This is a genomic window from Geomonas diazotrophica, from assembly GCF_019063885.1.
Taxonomy (GTDB): domain Bacteria; phylum Desulfobacterota; class Desulfuromonadia; order Geobacterales; family Geobacteraceae; genus Geomonas; species Geomonas diazotrophica.
This window is the reverse complement of record NZ_CP077684.1, coordinates 2,301,878-2,327,375: the sequence shown is the minus strand read 5'-3', so window position 1 is coordinate 2,327,375 and position 25,498 is coordinate 2,301,878. Positions and strand designations below refer to the sequence as shown.

Annotated in this window: 19 protein-coding genes and 4 tRNA genes; 10 read left to right on the top strand and 13 right to left on the bottom strand. The window is 61.3% G+C overall.

The features are described from left to right. The first annotated feature begins 1 nt into the window (after position 1). From cysD to KP003_RS10130, 4 genes are all read left to right on the top strand, one after another. Positions 2–907: a sulfate adenylyltransferase subunit CysD gene (gene cysD, locus KP003_RS10145; protein ID WP_216791801.1), complete on the top strand. Its 906-nt coding sequence runs from the start codon at positions 2–4 to the stop codon at positions 905–907. Continuing rightward, entirely contained in the window at positions 907–2,559 is a 1,653-nt protein-coding gene (cysN, locus tag KP003_RS10140) for a sulfate adenylyltransferase subunit CysN (protein WP_216791800.1), read from the top strand. The genes cysD and cysN overlap by 1 nt, the downstream gene beginning before the upstream one ends. Before the next feature lie 132 nt (positions 2,560–2,691). After that, positions 2,692–3,831, top strand: a complete 1,140-nt coding sequence (locus KP003_RS10135; RefSeq protein WP_216791798.1) for a cysteine desulfurase family protein — start codon at positions 2,692–2,694, stop codon at positions 3,829–3,831. Next, positions 3,828–4,292 (top strand): GNAT family N-acetyltransferase, encoded by a 465-nt coding sequence (locus KP003_RS10130; protein ID WP_216498957.1) that lies wholly within the window; start codon positions 3,828–3,830, stop codon positions 4,290–4,292. Before KP003_RS10135 ends, KP003_RS10130 begins: the two co-directional genes overlap by 4 nt. Before the next feature lie 6 nt (positions 4,293–4,298). On the opposite strand, the gene KP003_RS10125 is transcribed toward KP003_RS10130, so the two are convergent. Next, positions 4,299–4,790: a DinB family protein gene (locus tag KP003_RS10125; protein WP_216498956.1), complete on the bottom strand. Its 492-nt coding sequence runs from the start codon at positions 4,788–4,790 to the stop codon at positions 4,299–4,301. 495 nt (positions 4,791–5,285) lie between these two features. Then, positions 5,286–6,218 (bottom strand): YeiH family protein, encoded by a 933-nt coding sequence (locus KP003_RS10120; protein ID WP_216498955.1) that lies wholly within the window; start codon positions 6,216–6,218, stop codon positions 5,286–5,288. Positions 6,219–6,330: 112 nt separating this feature from the next. On the opposite strand from KP003_RS10120, the gene KP003_RS10115 reads away from it, so the two are divergent. Further along, positions 6,331–7,221 carry a LysR family transcriptional regulator gene (locus tag KP003_RS10115; protein WP_216498954.1) on the top strand — a complete coding sequence of 297 codons (891 nt, stop codon included), beginning with the start codon at positions 6,331–6,333 and terminating at the stop codon, positions 7,219–7,221. 34 nt (positions 7,222–7,255) lie between these two features. On the opposite strand, the gene KP003_RS10110 is transcribed toward KP003_RS10115, so the two are convergent. From KP003_RS10110 to gap, 11 genes are all read right to left on the bottom strand, one after another. After that, a complete protein-coding gene (locus KP003_RS10110; protein ID WP_216498953.1) occupies positions 7,256–8,773 on the bottom strand; it encodes a sensor histidine kinase in 1,518 nt (505 codons plus the stop codon). A gap of 1 nt (position 8,774) precedes the next feature. Further along, positions 8,775–11,216: a PAS domain-containing sensor histidine kinase gene (locus KP003_RS10105; RefSeq protein WP_217300668.1), complete on the bottom strand. Its 2,442-nt coding sequence runs from the start codon at positions 11,214–11,216 to the stop codon at positions 8,775–8,777. 239 nt (positions 11,217–11,455) lie between these two features. Continuing rightward, positions 11,456–11,531 (bottom strand) — tRNA-Ala (locus tag KP003_RS10100). Between the two features lie 63 nt (positions 11,532–11,594). Further along, positions 11,595–11,681, bottom strand: a tRNA-Leu gene (locus tag KP003_RS10095). A gap of 163 nt (positions 11,682–11,844) precedes the next feature. After that, entirely contained in the window at positions 11,845–12,333 is a 489-nt protein-coding gene (locus KP003_RS10090; protein WP_216791790.1) for a ferritin-like domain-containing protein, read from the bottom strand. Positions 12,334–12,631: 298 nt separating this feature from the next. After that, positions 12,632–12,718: transfer RNA gene (locus KP003_RS10085), tRNA-Leu, on the bottom strand. Positions 12,719–12,891: 173 nt separating this feature from the next. Further along, positions 12,892–12,978 (bottom strand) — tRNA-Leu (locus KP003_RS10080). A gap of 60 nt (positions 12,979–13,038) precedes the next feature. Then, positions 13,039–13,443: a preprotein translocase subunit SecG gene (gene secG, locus KP003_RS10075; RefSeq protein WP_216498950.1), complete on the bottom strand. Its 405-nt coding sequence runs from the start codon at positions 13,441–13,443 to the stop codon at positions 13,039–13,041. A 78-nt stretch (positions 13,444–13,521) separates the two neighbouring features. Continuing rightward, positions 13,522–14,277, bottom strand: a complete 756-nt coding sequence (gene tpiA, locus KP003_RS10070) for a triose-phosphate isomerase (protein ID WP_217300667.1) — start codon at positions 14,275–14,277, stop codon at positions 13,522–13,524. A 171-nt stretch (positions 14,278–14,448) separates the two neighbouring features. After that, entirely contained in the window at positions 14,449–15,648 is a 1,200-nt protein-coding gene (locus KP003_RS10065) for a phosphoglycerate kinase (RefSeq protein ID WP_216498948.1), read from the bottom strand. Positions 15,649–15,722: 74 nt separating this feature from the next. Further along, positions 15,723–16,718, bottom strand: coding sequence for a type I glyceraldehyde-3-phosphate dehydrogenase (gene gap, locus KP003_RS10060; RefSeq protein ID WP_216498947.1), 996 nt, complete (start codon positions 16,716–16,718; stop codon positions 15,723–15,725). Positions 16,719–16,997: 279 nt separating this feature from the next. Here gap and KP003_RS10055 point away from each other — a divergent pair, with 279 nt between their 5' ends. The 5 genes from KP003_RS10055 to KP003_RS10035 all read left to right on the top strand — a co-directional run bounded on the left by KP003_RS10055 (position 16,998) and on the right by KP003_RS10035 (position 25,388). Next, positions 16,998–19,064, top strand: a complete 2,067-nt coding sequence (locus KP003_RS10055; protein WP_216498946.1) for an ATP-binding protein — start codon at positions 16,998–17,000, stop codon at positions 19,062–19,064. A 115-nt stretch (positions 19,065–19,179) separates the two neighbouring features. Next, a complete protein-coding gene (locus KP003_RS10050) occupies positions 19,180–19,950 on the top strand; it encodes an MBL fold metallo-hydrolase (protein ID WP_216498945.1) in 771 nt (256 codons plus the stop codon). A gap of 87 nt (positions 19,951–20,037) precedes the next feature. Next, a complete protein-coding gene (purB, locus tag KP003_RS10045; protein ID WP_216498944.1) occupies positions 20,038–21,333 on the top strand; it encodes an adenylosuccinate lyase in 1,296 nt (431 codons plus the stop codon). Next, positions 21,326–22,414 (top strand): mechanosensitive ion channel family protein, encoded by a 1,089-nt coding sequence (locus tag KP003_RS10040; protein WP_216498943.1) that lies wholly within the window; start codon positions 21,326–21,328, stop codon positions 22,412–22,414. The genes purB and KP003_RS10040 overlap by 8 nt, the downstream gene beginning before the upstream one ends. After that, on the top strand, positions 22,398–25,388 hold the full coding sequence (locus KP003_RS10035) for a phosphoribosylformylglycinamidine synthase subunit PurS (RefSeq protein WP_216498942.1): 2,991 nt from the start codon (positions 22,398–22,400) through the stop codon (positions 25,386–25,388). The genes KP003_RS10040 and KP003_RS10035 overlap by 17 nt, the downstream gene beginning before the upstream one ends. Positions 25,389–25,498 lie beyond the last annotated feature (110 nt).

Here is a 25,498-nt window from a genome sequence, read left to right as displayed (position 1 = left end):
CATGAAGAATAATCTGACCCATCTGCAGCAATTAGAAGCCGAAAGCATCCACATCATCCGCGAGGTGGTGGCCGAATTCGACAACCCGGTGATGCTCTATTCCATCGGCAAGGACTCCGCGGTGATGCTGCACCTGGCCCGCAAGGCCTTCTACCCGGCCCCGCCGCCGTTTCCGCTTTTGCACGTGGACACCACCTGGAAGTTCCGCGACATGATCGAGTTCCGCGGCCGGATGGCCAAGGAGTCGGGCATGGAGCTCCTGGTGCACGTGAACGAGGATGGTGTGAAGAAGGGGGTCTCTCCCTTCACCCACGGCTCCGCGCTCTACACCGACGTCATGAAGACCGAGGGGCTCAAGCAGGCACTGGACAAATACAAGTTCGACGCTGCCTTCGGCGGTGCGCGGCGCGACGAGGAGAAGTCCCGGGCCAAGGAACGCATCTTCTCCTTCCGGAGCGCGCACCACCGCTGGGATCCCAAGAACCAGCGCCCCGAGCTCTGGAGCCTGTACAACACCCGCATCAAGCCGGGCGAGAGCATCCGGGTCTTTCCGCTCTCCAACTGGACCGAGCTGGACATCTGGCAGTACATCCACCTGGAAGAGATCCCCATAGTGCCGCTCTACTACGCGGCGGTGCGCCCGGTGGTCGAGCGCGACGGCATGCTGATCATGGTCGACGACGACCGGCTGGAGCTTAAGCCTGGCGAGAAGGTCGAGTACAAGCCGGTCCGCTTCCGCACCCTTGGCTGCTATCCGCTGACCGGTGCGGTCGAGTCCGAGGCCGACACGCTCCCCGAGATCATCCAGGAAATGCTGCTCACCCGCACCTCCGAGCGCCAGGGGCGCCTGATCGACCACGACCAGGCCGGTTCGATGGAGAAGAAGAAACAGGAAGGGTACTTCTAATGGCACATCAATCAGAACTGATCGAGAAAGATATCCTTGCCTACCTGAAGAGCCAGGAGGAGAAGTCGCTGCTTCGTTTCATCACCTGCGGCAGCGTGGATGACGGCAAGAGCACCCTGATCGGGCGGCTTTTGTGGGACTCCAAGATGGTCTTCGAGGACCAGTTGGCGGCGCTCGAAGCGGACAGCAAGAAGGTCGGGACGCAAGGGGGCGCCATCGACTACGCGCTCCTTCTGGACGGTCTGCAGGCGGAAAGGGAACAGGGGATCACCATCGATGTCGCCTATCGCTTCTTCTCCACCGACCGGCGCAAGTTCATCGTGGCGGACACCCCGGGGCACGAGCAGTACACCCGCAACATGGTGACCGGCGCCTCCACCGCCAAGGTCGCCGTGATCCTGGTCGACGCGCGCAAGGGGCTGTTGACCCAGACCCGTCGTCACAGCTTCCTGGTCTCCCTGGTGGGGATCAAGCACATCGTCCTTGCCATCAACAAGATGGATCTGATCGGCTACGACGAGGAGAAGTTCCGCGCCATCGAGGCTGACTACCGCGAGTTCGCCGCGCCGCTCGGCTTTACCAGCATCACCGCGCTCCCCATTTCCGCGTTGAATGGCGACAACATCATCGAGAAAAGCGGCGAGACCCCCTGGTACCAGGGGCCGCCCCTTTTGCACTTCCTGGAGACGGTTCAGGTCGAGGACGACCGGGACGAGCAGCCTTTCCGCCTCCCGGTGCAGTGGGTTAACCGCCCCAACCTCGACTTCCGCGGTTTCTGCGGCACCGTCGCCTCCGGCACCATCCGTCCCGGCGACGAGATCAGGGTCGCCTCCTCGGGGCAGACCAGCAAGGTCGCCAGGATCGTCACCTTCAACGGCGACATCGACGAGGCTGTGGCGGGGCAGGCGGTGACGCTCACCCTCGAGGACGAGATCGACATCAGCCGCGGCGACATGCTGACCCGTCCCGAGGCGCCGCCGCTCTACACCAGGCATCCCGAGGCGCACCTGGTCTGGATGCACGACGAGCCGCTGCAGCCCGGGCAGCTCTACCTGGTGAAGACCGCGACGGGGGTGACGCCGGGCCGGGTGACCGCAGTGCAGTACGCGGTGGACGTGAACACCCTGGAGCAGAAGCAGGTCGCCACGCTGGGGCTGAACGAGATAGGCCTCGCGCGGATAGAACTGGACCGCCCGGTTTCCTTCGATCCGTACGGCGCCAACCGCGACACCGGCAGTTTCATCCTCATCGACCGGTTCACCAACGCGACGGTGGCGGCAGGCATGGTGCTGAACGCTCCCGACGAATCGCAGCGGGCGCATCTCTCCGCAGGCGAGAGTAACCCCTGGGCTCCCCGGCGCATCACCCTCGACGCAGTGGCCGCCACCAACCTGAACCTGGTCGACCTCACCGAGGAGAAGGGGCTTTTCATCCTCGATCTCGCGCAGAGCATCCGCGACTACCTGGACAAGGGGAATCGCATCCTGATCCGGCTGCGGGATCTCTCCCAACTGGAGCCGGTGGCGCAGCTGGCCTACGAGAATGAGCTTGCTTTCGAGTTCGACCGAAGCGGCGACGGCGTGAGCATCCTCCTCTTCAAGCGCGGCACAACCCCGCTGAAGGGGTACGGCGACGACGGCACCGGCATCTAGCGATGCAAACGAAGAGGCCAAGGAGCGAAACATTGCCCCTTGGCCTCTTTTGCGTTATCTTCTGCCAGTCCGACGTCCGACCGGCCTGCCGGGGCACTGCCGGCGGCATCAGCCAGAATACCCGAGGCAACCATGAATTCTGTCTATCTCGACTACAACGCGACCACCCCGGTAGACCCGGCGGTGGTCGACGAGCTCCTTCCTTTTCTCACCACGCACTTCGGCAACCCTTCCAGCAACCACCCTTACGGCAAGGCAGGCAAGGAGGCGGTGGAGCTGGCGCGGGGGAGGGTGGCGGCGGCGCTTGGCTGCACCCCCGGTGAGGTGATCTTCACCAGCGGCGGGACCGAGTCCGACAACCAGGCCCTGATCGGGACCGCCTTCGCCAACCGGGAGCGCGGCAACCACATCATCACCTCGGCGGTGGAGCACCCCGCGGTGCTCAAGCCGCTTAGCTGGCTGGAGGAACAGGGCTTCGCCGTGAGCTGCCTGCCGGTGGACGGCGCGGGGATGGTCGATCCCGACGAGGTCCGCAAGGCCATCACCGGCCGGACCATACTGGTGAGCATCATGCACGCGAACAACGAGGTGGGCTCGATCCAGCCCCTGGCCGAGATCAGCGCCATCACCAGGGCGCGCGGGATCCTTTTGCACAGCGATGCGGCACAGTCGGTGGGGAAGATCCCGACCCTGGTGGACCAACTGGGAGTCGACCTGCTCACCGTCGCCGGGCACAAGCTCTACGCGCCCAAAGGGATCGGCGCTTTGTATATCCGCAAAGGGGTGCGCGTGGCTCCCTACCTGCACGGGGCGGGGCATGAAGGGGGATTGCGGGCCGGGACCGAGAACGTCCCGTACATGGCGGCCCTTGGCAAGGCGATGGAACTGGCAGCTGAGCGTATCGCCGCCGGCGAGCCGGGCCAGGTGGAAGCTTTGCGGGATCGCCTGCACGCGCAGCTCCAGGAACTGGCAGGCGGGGTGGTCCTGAACGGGGCGGAAAAGGAGCGCCTCCCCAACACGTTGAACGTAAGCTTCGAGGGCGTTGTGGGGGCGGACCTCCTGGCGCGCCTGCCCGAGATCGCCGCCTCCACCGGTTCCGCCTGCCACGACGGCAAAGGGGAGCTCTCCGGCGTGCTGAAGGCGATGGGACTTTCCCGCGCGCAGGGGTTCGGCGCGGTGCGGCTGAGCCTTGGTCGTCTTACCACCGCCCAGGATGTGGACCGTGCTGCCGCTCTCATCGCAGCCAAGGTGAAGGAGATTCGCATCTCGTGATCATCACCCGCGCAGACCGCTCCGATGCCGCCGAAATCCTTGTGCTGCAAAAGGTCGCCTACCTGAGCGAGGCGGCCATCTACAATGACTACGCCATCCCGCCGCTCACCCAGACCCTGGAAGAGCTGGCCGACAGCTTTTCGCGCAACACCGTCTTGAAGGCGGTCGAGGACGGGAAGATCGTGGGGTCGGTAAACGGCAGGATGAGCAAGGGGCGCTGCCTGATAGGACGGTTGATGGTGCACCCGGAAAGGCAGGGGAGGGGGATCGGAGCGGCCCTGATGCAGGCCGTCGAGGCCGCCTTTCCCGAAGCCTCCTGTTACCGGCTCTTCACCGGCGAGAGGAGCGATAGCAACATCCGCCTGTACCAAAAACTGGGCTACCGGATCTTCGACAGGAAGGAGATCCCCGGCAGCTTCGCCATCGTCTTCATGGAAAAGCCGGCGGAGCATCTCCCCTAGCACCCGCTATTCGAGCCGGGTGAGGTAGGCGTCCCTGGCAAGCCACAGTTCTTCCATCCGGTACATGTGCCAGTGGTCGTGCATGAGGATGTGCCTAACCAGGATGTACAGCGAGTAAGCCTCGTATTCCGGATGGGTCCCGGTCCTGCACCACGTTTCCTGGTCCAGTCCTTTCAGAAGCTCCAACTGCTGCAAGCGGCAGGTTCTGAACCGCTCCAAAGCTTCCGCCATTTCCAACCGTGCCGGGGTGTCCGGTTCCTCTTCTCCTTTGCCGGGCAGGTACGGGATGAACTCGGGATGCTCCTCTTTCAGAAAACGCTCGATCCTCTGCAGCAGCATGGGCTGCACCTCGGCCAGGTGACTGACATGCTCGGCTACGGTCCAGAAACCTTTGCCCCTTCTCAGGTCCAGTTTCTGCCGCGGAATGCTGTCGACGAACTCTGACAGGATAGTCGGGGCTCTTTTGAGGGAATCGAGGAGATCGGGGATGTCACGCATAGCTTCCTCCCTGCGTACCGTGGGCGGACATCGATGCCGCCCTACGGGCTTCATGTCCCTGAATTGATGACATGGAAACTAGAAAGGTACTAGATACTGTCGGTGTGAGCAACTGCGTTATGTATTGATGCCATCAGGACCTTCGGCAAGGCCTATGCCCACCGCGTCTGCATCGGTTGCCACGAGCCCGAGGGGGCAAGATGGAAGGCCCCATCACTTGCGAAGGGAGCCATCAGACCTCTTGAGCCGGGCAGTAAATCAAAAAGGATCGAATTGATCTTTTTATGTTGACTTGTACCGTCGCGACAGTGTATGAGTAGATAACTTCTATTTCGGGAAAGGAGATCAGGCTATGTGGACCTCTAAGTTTGCTATTCGCCCTGTATCGCACTGCAAAGAAGGTTGCAGAATTTAGCCCGTCTCCCACGAGGCGGGCGTCCCTTACCCAAAGAGCCCCGGCAGCAATGCCGGGGCTCTTTGTATTTTGTGTCCTGCTTAGGCGATCCCGATCGCCATCAATGCGGCCAGGGTGACGCCGCTCACGGCGAGCCAGAGCGTCACGCCTTGGAGCATGGGGCGCAAACCGACCCTCCTGAAGACCTCCCTGCTCAGCCCCAGCCCCACGAAGAACAGTGAAATCCTGAGGCTGTGTTTCGCAAGCGCGGCGACATGGTCCCACAGAGCTCCATACGCCGGGAGTGCGGTCCTAATGGTTGCGGCAAGAAGGAAACCGATGATGAAAAGCGGTATGCTGATCCTCTCCCGCGCTCCTCTCTGCAGCGCGAACCCAAGCACCACCGGCGTAATCCACATGGCGCGGGTGAGCTTGACGGTGGTGCCGATTTTAAGGGCCTCAGCCCCGTAGGCGGAGGCCGCACCAACGACACTGCTGGTGTCATGGATAGCAAGGCCGGCCCAGGTTCCAAAAGTATCCTGCCTGAGGCCGAGCAGGTGTCCGACGAGTGGGAAGAGTAGCAAAGCGACCGCATTGAGGGTGAAGACGGTGCCTAATGCGACTGCGGTCTCGTCGTCCCTGGCCTTGAGCACCGGAGCCATCGCGGCTATCGCGCTGCCGCCGCAAATGGCAGTCCCCGCTGAAATGAGCATGGAGGTGTTGCTGTCGGTCCCGAACACTTTCCCCAGCAGGTACCCGGTGATGAGCGTTCCGGCGATACCGAAGACCGTGTAAAGCAGGCTTTGTTTCCCCGTCTGCATGACCGCCCCGATCTCCAGACCGAAGCCAAGCCCCACCACGGAGAGCTGCAGGGTGATCCTGCTCAACCGTGACGTGAGCTGAAGCCATGGGTTCCCCAACATGAGGGCGAAGGCGATACCAAGTGCCAGCGCGAACCCTGTGCCGCCCCAGGGTGCCGCGACTGCCACGAGACAAACTACCAATGCCATCTTCACCACCGCTGCCCTCTTCATTCTCCCCTCCCGCATGTGGAAATATGAGTGGATAATATCCCTCTTGCTATATAAATAAAAATTAGTAATATATGCCTCTAGCATCAATTAGACTTATGTTTTGGGGGCGGTCGTGACTATTACGCTCAGGCAGTTGGAGATCTTCGAGAAGGTGGCCGTGTGTGGGCAGGTGACGCAAGCGAGCATTCAGCTGTTGCTAACCCAGTCGGCGGTAAGCATGGCGCTCGCCGAACTGGAGAGGTTGGCGGGTGCGCCGCTGTTCGAGCGCTCCGGGAGGCGGTTGTTCTTGAACGATCGCGGCCGGCAGTTGCTCCCCGAGGCCCGCGAGGTGCTGTCCAGGGTGCGCAGGATGGAGCAGTTCCTCGAAGATTCGATCGGGACGCCGGTGGGGTCGTTGATTGTAGGTGCGAGTACGACCATCGGCAACTACCTGCTCCCTGCCATGGTTGGTGAGTTTTCGCGTCTTTACCCCGGCGCGAAGCCGCTTTTGCGGGTGGGCAATGCTCTTCAGATCGAGCAGGGGGTCGAGTCGGGCGAACTTGACCTTGGCCTCATCGAGGGGCTACAGCACCTCCCGTCTCTCATGGCCATTCCGTGGAGGCGGGACGAACTCGTCCTGATCGTGGGAAAGGGGCACCCCTGGGCATCGCTGGGGCGCGCGACCCCGGACATGCTCAGGGACGCGGCCTGGATCATGAGGGAAAAGGGATCCGGAACCCGGGAGATCTTCGAGACTGCCATGGAGAGGGGGGGGGTAAACTACGCCGTCGCTCTTGAACTGGGGCACACGGAGGCGGTCAAGAAGGCCGTGGAGGCTGGGTTGGGCGTAGGATGCCTCTCCCGAATGGCAGTGCAACGAGAGCTTGATCAGGGGTGGCTATTCGAGGTGGCCAATCCGGTAGATCTGCAGCGCACTTTGTTGATCGTGACGAGGAAAAACGACTACCGAAGCACCCTGATGCAAGCTTTCCTAGCCCTTCTGGAAGGCAATCAGGAGCTTTAGACACACAAGGAATTGCTCCCTTTGCCGTAACCCTTCAGGGGAGCGAGAAATAGAAGGTGGCGCCCTTGTCCTGTTCGCCTTCCGCCCAAACCTGGCCTCCGTGTCGCTTGATGATCCTATCCACCGTCGCCAGGCCTATGCCGAAGCCTCCTGCACGCTGTGCCCCGGGCAGACGCCTGAAGGGGACGAAAATCTCCTTCGTTTGCGCCATATCGAAGCCGATACCGTTGTCCCTGACATAGAAAACGGCCTCGCCTTCACGCATGCTGCTGCCGAATTCGATCAGCGTCTCCTTGCGCTCAGCAGTGTACTTCCAGGCGTTGCCGAGCAGGTTTGCCAGGACCGCCCTGAGCAGCTGGTTGTCCCCCCGGGCCGAGAGTCCCGGCGCTATGGTGAACCTCGCCTGGCGCTGCGGCTCCGACCGCGCCAGTTCGGCCGCAATCTCCTCAGCCTCGCGGCTGAGATCGACGGTTTCCCGCTTCGGTTTCACGTGCGCCATTTCCGCGAACTCGAGCAGGGCGTTGACCAGCTTGTTCATCTTCACCGTCCCCTCGTAGGCCTTTTGCAGGAAGTCCCTGCAATCGTCACTGAGCGTCTCGCCACAGGTCATGCTGACGGCCTGGCAGTAGCCGCTGATCAGGTTCAAGGGCTGGCGCAGGTCGTGGGCCACCGTGTAGTTGAACGCGGTGAGGTCGCGGTTGGCACTCTCCAGTTCCTCAGCCCTCGCCGACAGGGCGCGATTAAGGTCGGCGATTTTCTCCTCCAGGAGCTTGCGTTCCGTTATGTCGTCGACGATGGCAACCATGAAGGTGTCCTTGCCGGACCGGTCCTGCACCATCGAGACGGTCAGCGAGGCCCAGACGATGACACCGTCGTGCACGTAGCGCTTTTCCAGGGAGTAGCTGCGCTGCTTTCCGGTCAGCAGGAGCTCGTGGTGCGCCCGGCATACCGGCAGGTCCTCGGGGTGGGTGAAGTCGTAGATGGTTTCCGGTGCCTTGCCGCTGCTGCACCCCGCGATGTCGCAGTACTTGTCGTTGATGCGCAGGAAGGTGCCATCCAGTGCCACGTGCCCGATGCCTACTGCAGCTTGGTCGAACGTGGCCAGGAGGCGCTGCTCGCTTTGCCGCAGTAGTTCGTTCTGCTCGCTGAACCGGTGCTTCAACTCCCTCACCTTGATGATCCTGGTGAGAGCCGTGTGCAGTTTCGAGAAGTTGACCGGCTTGAAGACGTAGTTGCTGAAGCCGAGTTCGATGGCGCGCACCAGAAAGCTGGTGTCGCTGTAGGCGCTTACCGCTATCAGGTCGACATCCGGGTCCATGTCCCTGATGTGGCCGGCCATGGTGAGGCCGTCCATGATGGGCATCCTGATGTCCGTCACCACGACCTGAGGCCGGTGCTCCTTGAACAGGGTGAGCCCTTCGGCTCCATTTACCGCAATGAAGATCTTGAGGTGAGGGTGCTCCTCGGTCAACAGGTTCCCGATCAGCTCCCTGGCCTCTGCCTCGTCTTCCACATACAGGATGCTCGTTACCCGCTCTCTGGCCGTTGGCATGTCAAACCTCGATTCTGAATTCCGCGCCGTCACCGGTGTTTTCCACCGTCAGTTTACCGCCCATGCTCTTCTCTATGATGGCCTTGGACATGAACAGGCCGATCCCGGTCCCCTTGCCTGGTTCCTTGGTGGTGAAATAGGGATCGAAGATCTTGTCCAGGACGTCTGCGGCAATGCCTCCTGCGTTGTCCGAGATGGTCACCACGCTTTTGTCGCCTTGCCTGCTGATCCTGATCGAGACCTTTGCTTGGGGGACGGATTTCTCGCGCAGCGCATCACGCGCATTGACCAGGATGTTGATCACCACCTGCGCGTATTCGCTGCGGTAGCCCTCCGCGAACACGGGGTGGTCCGGGCTGTGCACTTCCAGCTCGATGCCATGCAGGGTTTCCCTCACCATCGACACAGCCTTGTTTATCACCTCGCCGACGTCGAAGGAGAGCTTGGTCTTGTCCGGGTTCAGATACGCGGAGAAGTCTTCGATGGTCTTAGACATGTGTTCGATGAGCTCCGTGCCGCGGCTGACACTTTTGCGCACCACCTCAACGGACAGGGAGCCCCGTTCGTAGCTCCTGGCGAGGTTCTGCAGTATGAGCCCGAGCACGTTTAGGGGCTGGCGCCACTGGTGCGAGATGTTGACCAGCATCTCACCCATGGCAGCCAGACGGTTTTGCTGCATCAGCATCTGCTCCCTGACCCTCAGTTCCTCGACCGCCCGGATCCGCTCCTCGGTCTCGCTTCTAAGGTGTTGCAGGGCGCGTTTTAGTTCCTCGGTTCGTTCCTGCACCCGCAATTCCAGGCTGTTTCTCGCCTTGCGCACCTCCTCCTCGGCCCTCTTGCGTTCCGTCATGTCCAGGGCGAAGCCGACCCCTTCCTCCGGTGCTTCCGGCAGGGTCGCCGCGCCTATCAGGACCGGGACTCTGGTGCCGTCGCTGCGGAAAAACTCCTTTTCATACGGCGTGTCCAGGCCCGTTGCCCGTAGTTCGTCCAGGGCATACTGGTCCAGCGCGTCGAATTCGGGCGGGGTAAGGTCGCTCCACTTGATCGTTCCTGCTGCCAACTCGGCACGGCTCCTCCCCAGCATCTTCAGGAAGGCGTCGTTGGCGTCCAGGATGTCCCCGTGCATGTTCCAGTAGATCAGACCGATCATGCCGGAGTCGAAGATCCGGCGCAGGCGGGCTTCCGCTTTCTTCGGCCCGGTGATGTCGAGGGTGGTCCCGATCACGCGCGTGGGCGCTCCGGCCGGATCGAAAAAAACCCGTCCCCTGGCCATGAGCCAGCGTTCCTTGCCATCCTGAATGCCCACGGCCCGATATTCCGCCTGGTAGAAACCGTCGCTGCCGGGCTGCAGTGCCCTCTTGAGCGCTTCCTGGGCCTCCTCGCGGTCTTCCGGGTGGAGTGCCGCCAGGAACAGTTCGTAACTTTCCGTGGCCTCAGGCGCCAGCCCGAAGTTTTTCTTGGCCTGAGCCGACCAGGTGAGCTTCCCGGTCTGCGGCTCGAATTCAAAGGTGCCAAGGCCAGTGACGTTGATAGCCATCTGCAGGGTGGCCTCGTTGTAGCGGAGCTTTTCCTCGCTGCGCGCCAGTTCCTCCGACCGTTTGGCGAGTTCCCGGCTCTTTTCCTGCTCCATGCGCGCCAGTCGCACGTAATCGGCAAGGAGACCGAACAGCATGACCAGGGCCCCGATGACGACGATATTGCGGCCAAGATAGAAGGGGAGGTTGAACCAGTTCGCCCCAAGCGCGTTCATGGCGACCGACGAGGTGGCTGCCAGCTGCGAGAACGCGGTGTAGGCGAAGAGGCGGTCCCCGGTGTCGAGATAGGTGGCGGCAGACACCACGGCGCTGGTAAAAAGCATCGCCGATAGGAACAGCAGCAGGGCGACCTCCGCCTCCGTGAATCTGCCGGCTATCACCATGACGGGGAGGGCGTGATCGAGCTTCACTACGGCAATACCGGCCAAGACGACGGATCCGACGGCTGTCACTGCCAGCATCCAGGCGGAACGTCCGTCACGGGGGACCGAAGTGTGCGGGGCGGCTATGACGCAGGCGGCCAAGGTGGCCATCTGCAGGTTCACCAGCCAGGGGGAAACGCTCGGCAGGGTATCGATGATGCCCCGATCTCCCGGCAGTGTCGGGAATACCAACAGGCGGAGAATGGAAAAGATGGAATGGGCCAGGTACGCGATCCCAATCCAGAAGGGGCCGGGATACCTGAGGACCTGGTGCCGCCCCAAGGCGAGGAAGGCAACACAGATGGAGCAAAGGGCGACGAAGGCATGCACCGTCGGCAGATACCACTGCACCACTTCGTACCTGGTCGCCGGAGCAAAGAAATAGACCACGACGTTGAGCAGGCCGAGGAGGGCGGCAACAACGACCATCACTGCGTAGAGGGGCCGGTCCGGCCTGTTGAATACACCGTTCCGAGAGGTCACCATGATCCGCCTTTTGGTCAATGGAGCCGCGAGTGTTAGGCTCGCACAAGGCTTGCCGGATTGCGCTGGAAAATTAAAACTCGGTAATTATATCTGGGCTGAAGAGGGAGGCAATGCGCTGAAATTCCACGGGGTCAATAGCTGCTTGCCAGGATGGCGGAAGGTGGGACGGCAGTGGGTGTGGCAGGGGTTGGGTAAAAAAAAGCGGGGTCCGGCAAATTGCTGGACCCCGCCTGGGTTGATGGTGGAGCTGATCAGGATCGAACTGACGACCTCTTGAATGCCATTCAAGCGCTCTCCCAACTGAGCTACAGCCCCATTGCTTCTCGCGGATCAAGGAAGAAAAAAGAGGTTAGGCTAAAGCCCAACCTCTTGATCTTTTGGTGCCGAAGACTGGAATCGAACCAGCACACCCTTGCGAGTACTAGAACCTGAATCTAGCGCGTCTACCAATTCCGCCACTCCGGCTTGCGAGAGACCTACTTATAGCAAAGGAGGCGCTTCGGTGCAAGAAAAAAATGACTTGAATGATTAACTTTTTTGGCCGTAACCCTAAATATCGAAAAAAACGCGTGATGTAAAAAGGGGGGCTTTACGCCCCCCTCAAGATTCAGCTGTCGGTGCCTGAGGACTACTCCCTGACGTAGGTATCCATGTCGGATTCGTCGACCATAGCCATCAGCCTGGCGTACTCCGCCTCGATGGTGAGGAAGTGGTTGTGGGTCTCGTTGGCGTTCCAGAGGAAGATCTCCTTGATGCCGGGGTCGGTGATTCTCCCCGCCGTTTCCCTCAGGGCCTTCTCCAGGTGGGTTTCCTTTTCCATCGCGTACTCGAGGGCCTTCTGTTCGGTGAAATCGGAGTCGATGGCCTTCTGGATCGAGGTCACCCAAAGCGCCTCGTTCTGCGGCGGAGCGGTGATGAACTCTTCAAAGGAGCCGAGGTCGTTGCCGCGATAGGCCTTGAAGAACTGTGCAGCGTGTTCCTTCTCTTCCCGCGCCAACTGCTCGAACAACCTCTTGGCTTCCGTATCCTTCATATGCTGTGCGCCGATCTGGTAGAAGTTCATCGCATTCTTTTCAGTTTGAATCGCCTGTTTCAGTGCATCTTGCGTGTCTTTCATTCACACCTCCTGTTCCCTTGAATATCATTAAATCTTCGGTGTAAACATTATATGGGGTGTTCTTTGGTTGTCAACCGGACCACTTTGAGGGCGCAATGCCAGTGGGGGAGGGGAGTTGCCGGCGAATAAAGAAGATGAAGGGCGTGTAATGCGTGCAGTATTGTCATCAATAGGGAAAGCGGTCGCCACCAGTAGTTGTTGTAATTGGGGGGGGGAGGTTTATGACAGGTGCCGACTGGAGAGAGAAGCATAAACAAAAAAAGCGCCCCCGCTGAAAAGCTGGAGCGCTGTGTTTGTGTGGTGCCGAAGACGAGACTCGAACTCGTACAGGCTATCGCCCGCCACCCCCTCAAGATGGTGTGTCTACCAATTCCACCACTTCGGCAAGAAGAACATAGTTTTTATCATCTGCTGAAGCTGAAGTCAAGCGCTAAGAGCTTAGTGGCGGCACTTTTTACGATACATGCCGGGACTGGAGCAGGGAAGGGAGCTAAGCTCACGAACCGGGACGAAAAAAAGCGTCCTGTCTCGTGGAGAAGGACGCTTTCGATGTTTGGATGGTGCCGAAGACGAGACTCGAACTCGTACAGGCTATCGCCCGCCACCCCCTCAAGATGGTGTGTCTACCAATTCCACCACTTCGGCAAGAAGAACCAAGTTTCTAACATCTCTCGAAGGAGATGTCAACAGCAAATTTCTAATTAACTACTTTGCCGGAGCTGCGGGTGCCGCAGGAGCAGCGGGCGCAGTCGGGGCGGCAGGAGCCGCGGGAGCTGCCGCGTTGCCGGGCGCTGCGGGTTTGATCGGCTGCTGCAGCGGCATGCCGCCCATGGGAGCCGGCTTGGTCTTGGGTGCCTTGGACATGATGGAGGAACCGCCGCCCTTGCCCGACACGAAGGCCAGGGAGAGGGAGGTCAGCATGAAGATGACCGCTGCGTAGGTGGTCAGTTTGCTCATGAAGGTGTTGCCGCCGCCCGCACCGAACACGGACTGGCTGCCGCTGGCGCCGAAGGATGCGCCCATCTCGGCCCCTTTGCCGGACTGCAGCAGAACGACAATGATGAGGGCGAAACAGACGATGACGTGCAGGGTTACCAGTAAAATAGTCATTAAAAAACTAACCTCCGAGATTGTTCAAGAGACTGCCAAAGAGACTTTTTAGCATATTTGCAAAAAATAACCAAGAGATTATTCGCCGTAACGGACGATTGAGGCGAAAGAGGCGCCCTTGAGACTTGCGCCCCCCACTAGAGCGCCGTCTATGTCAGGAGAGGCCATGAGGCCTTTGACATTGTCCGGCTTCACCGACCCGCCGTACAGTATCCTGACCTTGTCAGCGGCGGCCTTGCTGAACATTCTGGCGACCACCCCGCGCACGAAGGCATGCGCCTCCTGGGCCTGCTCGTCGGTGGCGACTTTGCCGGTACCGATGGCCCAGACCGGTTCGTAGGCGATTATCACGGGAGCGAACTGGGTTTCGGTCAACCCCTCCAGGCCACCCCGCACCTGGCGCTCCAGCACCTTGAAGGTGTCACCCGCTTCGCGTGCATCGAGGGTCTCGCCGATGCAGAAGATGGGAACGAGGGCCCCCTTGAGCGCCGCCTTGATCTTCTTGTTCACGGTCTGGTCGGTTTCGCCGAAGTACTGCCTGCGCTCGGAGTGCCCGATGATGACGTGGCTTGCGCCGGCGTCGAGCAGCATGCGCGGCGACACTTCCCCGGTGAAGGCGCCTTCCTCTTCCCAGAAAACGTCCTGGGCGGCAAGGCTGATGCTGGTGCCGGCGAGCGCGGCCGGGAGGGTAGGGAGCACGGTGAACACGGGCGCCACCACGATCTCGACGTTGTCCACCCCGGCGACCAGCGGTGCCAACTCCTCTATCAGGGCCAGCGCCTCGTCCTTTGTCTTATATAGTTTCCAGTTTCCTGCTATGACCGGTTTGCGCATCTAAGTCCCTCCTAAAAGACAGGTTAAGGTTGAGGTTGAGGTCGAGGAGAGGCAAAAAACGCGGCGCTTTTCTCAACCTCAACCTGCTTTCCAACGTTGAGGTCAAGGTCAAGGAGTGGCAAAAAACCGGGGAGGTTTTTCTTAACCTCAACCTTAACCTCAACCTGCTTCTTACTTGTGCCCCTTGTCTTCCAGTACCTTGATGCCGGGGAGCTTCTTCCCTTCGAGGAGTTCGAGGAAGGCGCCGCCGCCGGTGGAGATGTAGCTGATCTTCGCGTACTCACCGGCGCGGTGCACCGCGACGTCGGTGTCTCCGCCGCCGACGATGGTGAGCGCGTAGGAGTTGGCCACGGCGGAGACCATGGCGAAGGTGCCGCGGGAGAAGGCATCCATCTCGAAGACGCCCATCGGGCCGTTCCAGACGATGGTCTTCGCGTTCTGCAGCGCCTCGGTGAAGAGAGCCACGGTGGCGGGGCCGATGTCGAGCGCCATCCACCCTTCCGGGATCTCCTGGATCGGGCAGACCTTGGTCTCGGCGGCCGGGTTGAACTGGTCGGCAACGACGCAGTCGACCGGGAGATAGAACTTGACCCCCTTGGCGCGCGCCTTCTCGTAGGTCTTCATGGCGGTTTCGATCAGGTTGTCCTCGACCAGGGACTTGCCGACGTTGTAGCCCATCCCCTTCAGGAAGGTGAAGGCCATGCCGCCGCCGATGATGATCTTGTCCACCTTGTCGCACAGGTTCTCGAGTACCTCGATCTTGCCCGAGACCTTGGCGCCACCGAGGATGGAGACCAGCGGACGGATCGGGTTCTTCATAGCCTTCTCGAAGTAGTTCATCTCGTTCTTCATCAGGAACCCGGCCGCCACCACGGGGAAGAAGTCGGTAATAGCCTCGACGGAAGCGTGGGCGCGGTGCGACACGGCGAAGGCGTCGTTCACGTACACCTCGCAGCCGTTGGCCAGGGCCTTGGCGAAGTCAACGTCGTTTTTCTCCTCTCCGGCATAGAAGCGGACGTTCTCCAGCATGACCACGTCGCCCGGCTGCATGGCGTCGATCATGGCGCGCACCTCGTCACCGATGCAGTCGGAGGCCAGCTTCACCTCCTTGCCCAAAAGCCTCGAGAGGCGTTTGGCCGCGGGGGCCATCGAGTACTTCTCCTTGCGCTCCCCCTTGGGGCGCCCAAGGTGCGAGGCGAGGACGATCTTGGCCTTCTGGTCGAGAGCGTAGTTGAGGGTCGGCAGCACGGCGCGGATCCTGGTGTCCTCGGTGATGTTCTGGTTGTCGTCCAAAGGCACGTTGAAGTCGACACGCATGAACAGCTTCTTTCCGGCAAGGCTTTCGATTTCATCGATGTAACGAATTGACATGACTCCTCCTAGACACATTAAAAATAAACGGGGGGAGAACTCTCCCCCCGCAATTTACCTTCTGTTGGCTCAGGCTACAACAGTATTTTCATGAGGCCCACGACCCTGCTGGAGAAGCCCATCTCGTTGTCGTACCAGGAGATGACCTTCACCATGTTGCCGTCGATCACCTTGGTGCAGGCCGCGTCGACGATCGAGGAGAGGGTGTTGCCGTTGAAATCGCACGAGACCAGCGGCTCTTCGCAGAAACCGAGGATCCCCTTGAGCGGCCCCTCGGCGGCGGCCTTCAGCGCCGCGTTCACCTGCTGCGCGTCGGTCGGCTTGGCGAGGGTGGCGACCAGGTCGACCACGGAGACGTTCGGGGTCGGCACGCGGATGGCCATGCCGTCCAGTTTCCCCTTGAGGGCCGGCAGCACCAGGGACACCGCCTTGGCGGCGCCGGTGGTGGTCGGGATCATGGAGAGGGCGGCGGCCCTGGCGCGGCGCAGGTCCTTGTGCGGCAGGTCCAGGATGTTCTGGTCGTTGGTGTAGGAATGGACGGTGGTGACCAGCCCCTTCTCGATGCCGAAGCTGTCCTGCAGGACCTTGGCGACCGGCGCCAGGCAGTTTGTGGTGCAGGAAGCGTTGGATACTATGTGGTGCTTGTTCTTGTCGTACTCTTTGTCGTTGACGCCCAGGACCACGGTGAGGTCCGGGTCGGTGGCGGGTGCGGAGATGATGACCTTCTTGGCACCGGCGGTAAGGTGCTGGGCGGCCTTCTCGCGTGCCGTGAACAGGCCGGTCGACTCGAGCACGATGTCGATCTTGAGGTCTTTCCAGGGGAGTTCCGCCGGGTTTCTCACCGCCAGAACCTTGATGGCCTTGCCGTTGACGATAAGCTGGTCACCGTCTACCGAAACTTCGCCGGGGAACTTGCCATGAACAGAGTCATACTTTAACAGGTGCGCCAGCGTTTTAGCATCAGTGAGGTCATTGATTGCAACAAATTCGAAATCTTGCGACTGTGCAGCAGCTCTGAGTACACAACGTCCAATACGGCCGAATCCATTAACAGCTACTCTTAAAGCCATGTCCCCCTCCTGTTAATTAAGTATTCCTTCACAATTGAAGGATACTAACAGCCGAACCGGGACCCGTCAAGATTTTATTCAAGCTTTTTCCGATCCCGTCGATAGCGACAATGGGCCTGAGCAGCGACACTTTCCGCGCTGATTCGCGTGCTTGAGCTGGAAAATTTATCGGTGAATAAATCCACATAATAATTGACTTTTTGTCGGTATATCAATTATGCTGGCGTGGCCCATGATGCGCATTTCTTTCGTCCACGCCGTTGCTGGAATAGACTATAGATGAAAATGACACTGGAAAAACGCATCTTACTGTTCTCCTTCCTGATCCTCTTCCTCACCATCTTCATTGGTTCCGGTATGGACATAATGGCGTTGCGCAAGGACCAGGTGAACGCACTCAGCCTGCGTTCCAAGGGACTTGCCGTCGCCCTCAAATCCAACATCGAGAAGGTCATCAACCTCGGTCTGGAATTGAAGGACATGACCGGTGTGTCCGAGAAGTGCCGGGAGATCATCGAAGGAAACCCGGACATCGCCTACTGCATGGTGACCGAGCTGAACGGCAAGGTGCTCTTCGCCAGCGATCCCCGCTTCATGGCCATGCCCATCCAGGAGTCCCAGAAGGAGGAGACGCGGCTCGGAGAAGAGCCGGTCTACAAGCGCCGCATCTCCATGACCGTGGACGGCTCCACCAACTCCTACTACGACAACGCCGTCATGGTCATGAGCCCCTACGGCAAGCCGCTGGCCCAGGCGCACGTCGGTTTCAGCGAGCAGGTCGTCTTCGACAAGATGAAGGGGATGGTGCTGAAGACCCTGTTCCTGCTGGCAATCTCCCTGGTCACCTCGTTCACCCTGATCATGCTCTTCATGAAGAGATACGTGATGCAGCCCATCTCCGTGCTGCTCAAGGGTGTGAAGCAGATCTCCGAAGGGGCCTTCGACACCCATATCGGCGAGGTTCAGGTCTACGAGTTCAACGAGCTTGCCCGTAACGTCAACATCATGTCCCAGTTCCTGAAGAACAGGGACGCCGAGATCAAGAAGAACTACCAGGACATGGAGCGGACCTTTGACGAGCTGCAGGCTTCCTATCGCAAGCTGGAAAAGCTCTCCACAGACCTGGAACGCTCCGAGGAGCTCTACAAGTCATTGATGGAGGACGCAAGTGACGCCATCGTGGTGATCGGGGCCGACGAGTCCATCCGCATGGTCAACAAGATGGCCGAGGAGTTCTTCGGCTACGAGGCGAAGGAACTGGTCGGGCTGCCGCTCACCAAGATGCTCCTGCTCCTGAACATCAGCAACATCCCCAAGGTGCACCGGATCTTCCGCGAGGCTGCCGAAGGGGCACACATAGCCGAGGAGATGCAGCTATCCCGGAAGGAGGGGGGCGCCATGGTCGCCATGCTGCACGCCTCCAGCATCAAGAGCGGTTCCGAGACGCTGGTGCAGGCGATCTTCCGCGACGTGACCCGCGAGCGCGAGATCATCCTGAACCTGGAGAAGAGCTCGGCCGACCTGGCCCGCCTGAACCGGATGAAAGATTCCTTCCTGGGGCTCGCCTCCCACGAACTGAAGACCCCGCTCACGGTGATCATGGGGTACTCCGAGCTGATCACCACCGACCTGGCCGACAAGGTCGACAAGACCGTCCTGGAGATGGTGGTCAACATAGCCAACGCGGCGGCGCGCCTGGACAACATCATCAAGGACATGGTCGACGTCTCCATGATCGACGAGAAGCGGCTGCAGCTGAAGGTCGAGGACATCCAGCTGAACCGCCTGATCGAGGCGTCGGTGAACGAGCTGCGCTTCTTCTTCTCCATGAGAAAGCAGGAGGTGGTGCTGAACCTCGACGAGTCGCTCCCGAGCATCCGCGGCGACGCGTTGCGCCTCATGCAGCTCCTCTCCAATATCCTCGGCAACGCGATCAAGTTCACCCCGGACGGCGGCCGCATCACGGTCTCCAGTTCGGCCAAGTACCTGCTGCGCGGACCCTCGGGACGCGGCGAAGGGCGCGAACACCACCTGTTCCTGGAGATCACCGTGACCGACACCGGCATCGGCATCGACCGCGAGGATCAGGTGCGCGTGTTCGACAAGTTCTACGAGGTGGGGAACATCCAGGAGCATTCCAGCGGCAAGGTCGCCTTCAAGGCCAAGGGGGCGGGGCTCGGGCTCTCCATCGCCAAGGGGATCGTCGACATGCACGGCGGCGAGATCTGGGTGGAGTCCACCGGCTACAACCCCGAGCGCTTCCCCGGCTCCACCTTCCACATCCTGCTCCCCGTAGCCCCCGGGTTGAACGAGGGGAGCACCGACTACAGCAGGCTTTTGCGTTAACCAAATCTCAGCAACTTCATCTTGAATCTGCCACCCAATTCCTGTATAAAAATAAGGTTTTTCTGCCGATCATGAGCCCCTTTTCGGGCTGAATCGCGCAACTTTGGAGGGATGCATGAGGCTCAGCCTCTTGGCAAGTGGCAGCAAGGGGAATTCCCTGTTTCTGGAGACCGATTCCTGCCGTTTGCTGATCGATGCCGGCCTCTCCGGTCGGGAGACCGCCATCCGGCTTGCCTCCATCGGCGTCGATGCCGCCACGCTGGACGGCATCCTGGTCACCCATGAGCACACCGACCATATCCGCAGCGTCGGCACGCTGGCCCGGCGTCTGAAAATCCCGGTGCTTGGCTCGAGCCGGATGCTGCAGGCGGCGCACCACGTGATCGGCAAGGCCGAGCTGGTCGAGTTCGAGGCGGGCGTCCCCTTCGTCTTCAAGGGAGTTTCCATCGATCCCTTCCCGGTCACCCACGACGCCTGCGATCCCGTCGGCTTCCGGATCGAGAGCGGGGAGGGGTGCATCGGCTTCGCCACCGACCTCGGCATCGCCACCCGGCTCACCCAGGAGAAGCTCAAGGGGTGCCGCGCGCTGGTGCTCGAATTCAACCACGACGAGCAGATGCTGCAGGACGGACCGTACCCCTGGCATCTCAAGCAGCGCATCCGCTCCCGCCACGGGCACCTCTCCAACGCGGAGGGGGCGAACCTTTTGGAGGAACTCCTGCATGGCGACCTGCAGGGGGTCTTTCTCTCCCATCTCTCCGAGGTGAACAACGACCCGGCGCTGGCCCTTTCCGCGGCGCGCGGACTTTTGGACCGCCAGAACCTGTGCGGCCCCGATCTCTTCCTGGGGTGCCAGCACCAGGTAAGCGGCGTATTCTCAGCGTGACTTTCGCACCCCCCTTCGCCCGGCGGAGGGGGATGCTCCTGTTTTTGCCATAAAAAATAAAGACAATTCAGCAAGGGGGAAGAATTCGTGATCGAACGTTACAGCCGTCCTGAAATGACCCGCATCTGGGAGCCCGAAAACCGCTATGCCAAGTGGCTCGAGATAGAGATCTACGCCTGCGAGGCCCACGCCGAGATGGGGCGTATCCCGAAAGAGGCGGTCTCCCGCATCAGGGCCAAGGCGAGCTTCGATGTGGCGCGCATCGACGAGATCGAGCGCACCGTAAAGCACGACGTCATTGCATTCCTCACCTCCGTTGCCGACTACATCGGCGACGACTCCCGCTTTGTTCACCTGGGCCTTACTTCCTCCGACATCCTCGACACCTCCTTCGCCATGCTCCTTAAGGAAGCGGGCGAACTGATCATCTCCGACATCAAGCGCCTCATGGCCGTGATCAAGACGCGCGCCTACGAGCACAAGATGACCCCGCAGATGGGCCGTTCGCACGGCATCCACGCCGAGCCGGTTACCTTCGGCCTCAAGATGGCGCTCTGGTACGATGAGATGGCCAGGAACCTGAAGCGCATGGAGTCCGCGTTGGAGACAATCTCCTACGGCAAAATCTCCGGTGCCGTCGGTACCTTCGCCAACATCGACCCGCAGGTCGAGGAGTACGTCTGCAAGAAGGCGGGCCTGAAGCCGGCTCCCTGCTCCACGCAGGTGCTGCAGCGCGACCGCCACGCCGAATACTTCACCACCCTCGCCATCATCGCCTCCTCGATCGAGAAGTTCGCGGTCGAGATCAGGCACCTGCAGAGAACTGAGGTGCTCGAGGCCGAGGAATTCTTCAGCAAGGGGCAGAAGGGCTCTTCCGCCATGCCGCACAAGAGGAACCCGGTCCTGTCCGAGAACCTGACCGGCCTGGCCCGCCTGATCCGTGGCTACGCCCTTTCCGCGATCGAGAACGTGCCGCTTTGGCACGAGCGTGACATCTCCCACTCCTCCGTTGAGCGCATCATCGGCCCGGACGCGACCGTCACCCTGGACTTCATGCTGAACCGCGCCATCGGCCTGATCGAGAACCTGGTGGTCTACCCGGAAAACATGATGCGCAACCTGAACCAGATGCGCGGCCTGATCTTCTCCCAGCGCGTGCTGTTAAAGCTCGCCGAGGCGGGCGCCTCCCGCGAGAAGGCGTACGCCCTGGTGCAGAGAAACGCCATGAAGGTGTGGGAAGAGGGGAAGGACTTCCAGACCGAGCTTCTGAACGACGAGGAAGTCACCTCGTTCCTCCCCGCCGAGGAGATCAAGGAAGCGTTCGACCTTGGTTACCACATGAAGCATGTCGACACCATTTTCACGAGGGTCTTTGGTGGATAGCCTCCTGTACTACCTGAAACCGGACGAGATGGACCCGTTCTATCTCTTCTGGGCCAAGCAGGCGCTCATTTCCGTCGGCATCATCGCCGTCTTCTACCTCCTCTCCAGGCTCCTGCAGGTGCTGATCGCCAAGATCGGCACCCGCCTGTGCGCCGCCACCGAGACGGATCTCGACGACAGGATCCTCGAGCGGGTCTCCGGGCCCGCCATGCTCCTGGTCAACTGCGCGGGCCTGTACCTGGCCATCAGGCGCCTGCCGCTGCACGACAAGGTCGGCATCGCGGCCGCCGGGCTTCTGTTCGTGGTGAACATCACCATCCTCACCGTGATCGCCTACCGCGTGCTCGACGAGCTGTTGAGGGCGTACGGGGCGCGGGTGGCCGGGGCAGAGGTGAGCCGGCAGATCATGCCGCTGGTGGAGAAGCTCTGCACCATCTTCCTGGTGGTGACCGCGCTCATCATCACCCTCAAGCACTTCAACTACGACATCCTGTCGCTGGTCACCGCCCTGGGCGTCGGCTCCCTGGCCATCGGCCTCGCAGCCAAGGACACCCTGGCCAACATGGTCTCCGGTTTCACCTTGATGATCGACCGCCCCTTCAGGATCGGGGACCGCATTCAGCTCGGGACCCAGGTGGGGGACGTGATCGACATCGGTCTCAGGAGCACCAAGATCAAGGGGGCGGACAACACCTTCCTGATCATCCCGAACTCCGAGCTGTGCAACTCCACCCTTGTCAACATGGCCTTCCCGGACGTGAGGGTGAAGGGGCGGGTCAACGTCGGCATCGGCTACGGCTGCGATGTCGAGCGCGCCAAGGCACTGATGGTGCAGACCGCTCTCTCGGCCCCGGCCGTGCTCCAGGAGCCCGGGCCCGAGGCCTTCTTCATGAACTTCGGCGACAGCTCGCTGAACCTCTCGCTTTTCTTCTGGGTCGCCGACTACACCCACACCGTGGCGGCCACCGACCAGATCAACAGCGCCCTCCTGCAGTGCTTCCAGGACAACGGCATCAACATCCCGTACCCGACGCGTACGGTTATCCATGAAAAGGACACCAACAATGCCCCACAGGATTGAGATCACCCTTAAGGACGAGGTTCGCGACCCGCGCGGCGAGCGGATCAAGCGCGAGATCGAGCACTTCCTCCACCTCGAAGTGGCCGAGGTGCGCACCATCGACGTCTACACGGTCGACGCGCCGCTCTCCGCGGAGGAACTGGCCCAGGTTGCCGCCGGTCCCTTCAGCGACCCGGTCATCCAGAACTACTCGATCGACAAGCCCGCCGCCGCTGGGTTCGACTACCTGGTCGAGGTCGGCTTCCGCCCCGGCGTCACCGACAACGTCGGCCGCACCGCCGGCGAGGCGATCGGCTACCTCCTGGGGCGCCCGCTGGCCGCAGGGGAGGGGGTGTACACCTCCGTGCAGTACCTGATCACCGGGAAGCTCTCCCAGGCCGACGCAGAGAAGATCGCCACCGGTCTTTTGTGCAACACGCTGATCCAGCGTTACCAGATCCTGGACGCGGCCACCTTCAAGGCCCAGGGGGGCGTCGCTCCCTTCGTGCCCAAGGTGCAGGTCGAGGCGAAGGCCGAGGTCAACACCATCAACCTCGAAATCTCCGACGAGGAGCTGATGAGGATCAGCCGCGACGGCGTGCTGGCTCTCACCCTGGACGAGATGAAGATCATCCAGGCGCACTACCGCGATCCGAAGGTGGTTGAGACGCGCAAGAGCCTCGGGCTTGGCGCTGCCCCGACCGACGTCGAGCTGGAGGCGCTGGCCCAGACCTGGTCCGAGCACTGCAAGCACAAGATCTTCTCCGCCGACGTGACCTACGACGACGGCCAGGGGAACACCGAGAAGATCAACTCCCTTTTCAAGAGCTACATCCAGAAGACCACCGCCGACGTCCGCGCCGCCCAGGGCGACAAGGACTACTGCCTCTCCGTGTTCAAGGACAACGCCGGCGTCATCAAGTTCAACGACGACTGGTCCCTGGTCTTCAAGGTGGAAACCCACAACTCGCCGTCCGCTCTCGATCCCTACGGCGGGGCGCTCACCGGCATCGTCGGCGTCAACCGCGACCCGTTCGGCACCGGCAAGGGGGCGAAGCTCATCTTCAACACCGACGTCTTCTGCTTCGCCGATCCTTTCTACGAGAAGGAGCTCCCCAAGCGTCTCCTTCACCCGCGCCGCATCTACGAAGGTGTGGTCGAGGGGGTGGAGCATGGCGGCAACAAGAGCGGCATCCCGACCGTGAACGGCTCCCTCGTGTTCGACGAGCGCTTCGCCGGCAAACCGCTGGTCTTCTGCGGCACCGCGGGGCTCATGCCCGCCACCATCAAGGGTGAGCCCTCCCACCAGAAGAAGATCATCCCAGGCGACCTGATCGTGATGACCGGCGGCCGCATCGGCAAGGACGGCATCCACGGCGCCACCTTCTCCTCGGAGGAGCTGAACGAGAACTCGCCCGTCTCCGCGGTGCAGATCGGCGACCCGATCACCCAGAAGCGGATGTTCGACTTCCTGATCCGCGCCCGCGACAAGGCGCTGTACCGTTTCATCACCGACAACGGTGCGGGGGGGCTTTCCTCCTCGATCGGCGAGATGTCCGAGGAGTGCGGCGGCTGCCAGCTCGACCTCTCCAAGGCGCCGCTCAAGTACCCGGGCCTCGCTCCTTGGGAGATCCTGATCTCCGAGGCGCAGGAGAGGATGAGCCTCGCCGTTCCGCCCGAGAAGATCGACGAGTTCATGGAGATGGCCAAGCGCTACGGCGTCGAGGCGACCGTGCTCGGTACCTTCACCGATTCCGGCATCTTCCACATGCTCTACGGCGACAAGACCGTTGCCTACCTGCCGCTTTCCTTCATGCACGCGGGGCTGCCGCCGATGCAGATCCCGGCACGCTGGGAAAAGCCGGTGCACGAGGAGCCGAAGCTCGCCCCCTCCGCCGACTACACCGGCGACGTCAAGGCGCTCCTCTCCTCGCTGAACATCTGCTCCAAGGAGAGCGTGGTGCGCCGCTACGACCACGAGGTCCAGGGGGGCTCCGTGGTGAAACCGTTCACCGGCGTGGACAACGACGGCCCGTCCGACGCCGCGGTGGTGCGCCCCATCCTTGACTCCTTCGAGGGGGTGGTGGTCGGCCACGGCATCTGCCCGCGCTACAGCGACATCGACGCGTACGACATGGCGGCCAACGCCATCGACGAGGGGCTCAGGAACTACGTCGCGGTCGGGGGCTCGCTCGACCTCGTCGCCGGCCTGGACAACTTCTGCTGGTGCGACCCGGTCCTCTCCGAGAGGACTCCGGACGGCCCCTACAAGATGGCCCAGCTGGTGCGCGCCAACAAGGCCCTCTACGACTACTGCACCGTCTTCTCCATGCCGCTCATCTCCGGCAAGGACTCCATGAAGAACGACTTCTACGACGGCACCACCAAGATCTCCATCCCGCCGACCCTGCTCTTCTCTGTCATCGGCAAGATGGAGGACGCGCGCCTCGCCGTCACCATGGACGTAAAGCGCGCCGGCGACCAGGTGTACCTCCTGGGCGCCACCGCCAACGAGCTGGGCGCCTCCGAGTACCTGGCGCAGAAAGGGTTCGTCGGCAACAACGTGCCCAAGGTCGACGCGCAGGCTGCCCTTGCCGGCTACCGCGCCTACGGCGCCGCGCTCAAGGCGGGCCTCGTCGCCTCCTGCCACGACCTCTCCGACGGCGGCCTTGCGGTAGCCGCTGCCGAGAGCGCCTTTGCCGGCGGTTTCGGCATGGAACTCGACCTGGCCCAGGTGCCGTTCAAGGGGGACGCCGCAGAGAAGAGTGACATCGCGCTCCTCTTCTCCGAGTCCGCCTCCCGTCTGCTGGTGACGGTGCGTGCCGAGAAGGCCGCGGAGTTCGAGAAGGCGATGGCCGGTACCCCCTGTGCCAGGATCGGCGCGGTGACCGCCGAGCCGGTTCTGAAGGTGAAGGGGCTTTCCGGGAGCGTGGTGGTAAACGCGCAGAACGCCGAGCTGAAGGCCGCCTGGCAGGAGCCGCTCAAGGACCTGTAGGCGATCCTGCGCCCGCTTCTACCCCATTCCCTCGCCCTCCGGGAGAGGGTGGCCGAAGGCCGGGTGAGGGGGGTGCCACGAAGTGAGGACAACGCAGTTGCCAACGCCCT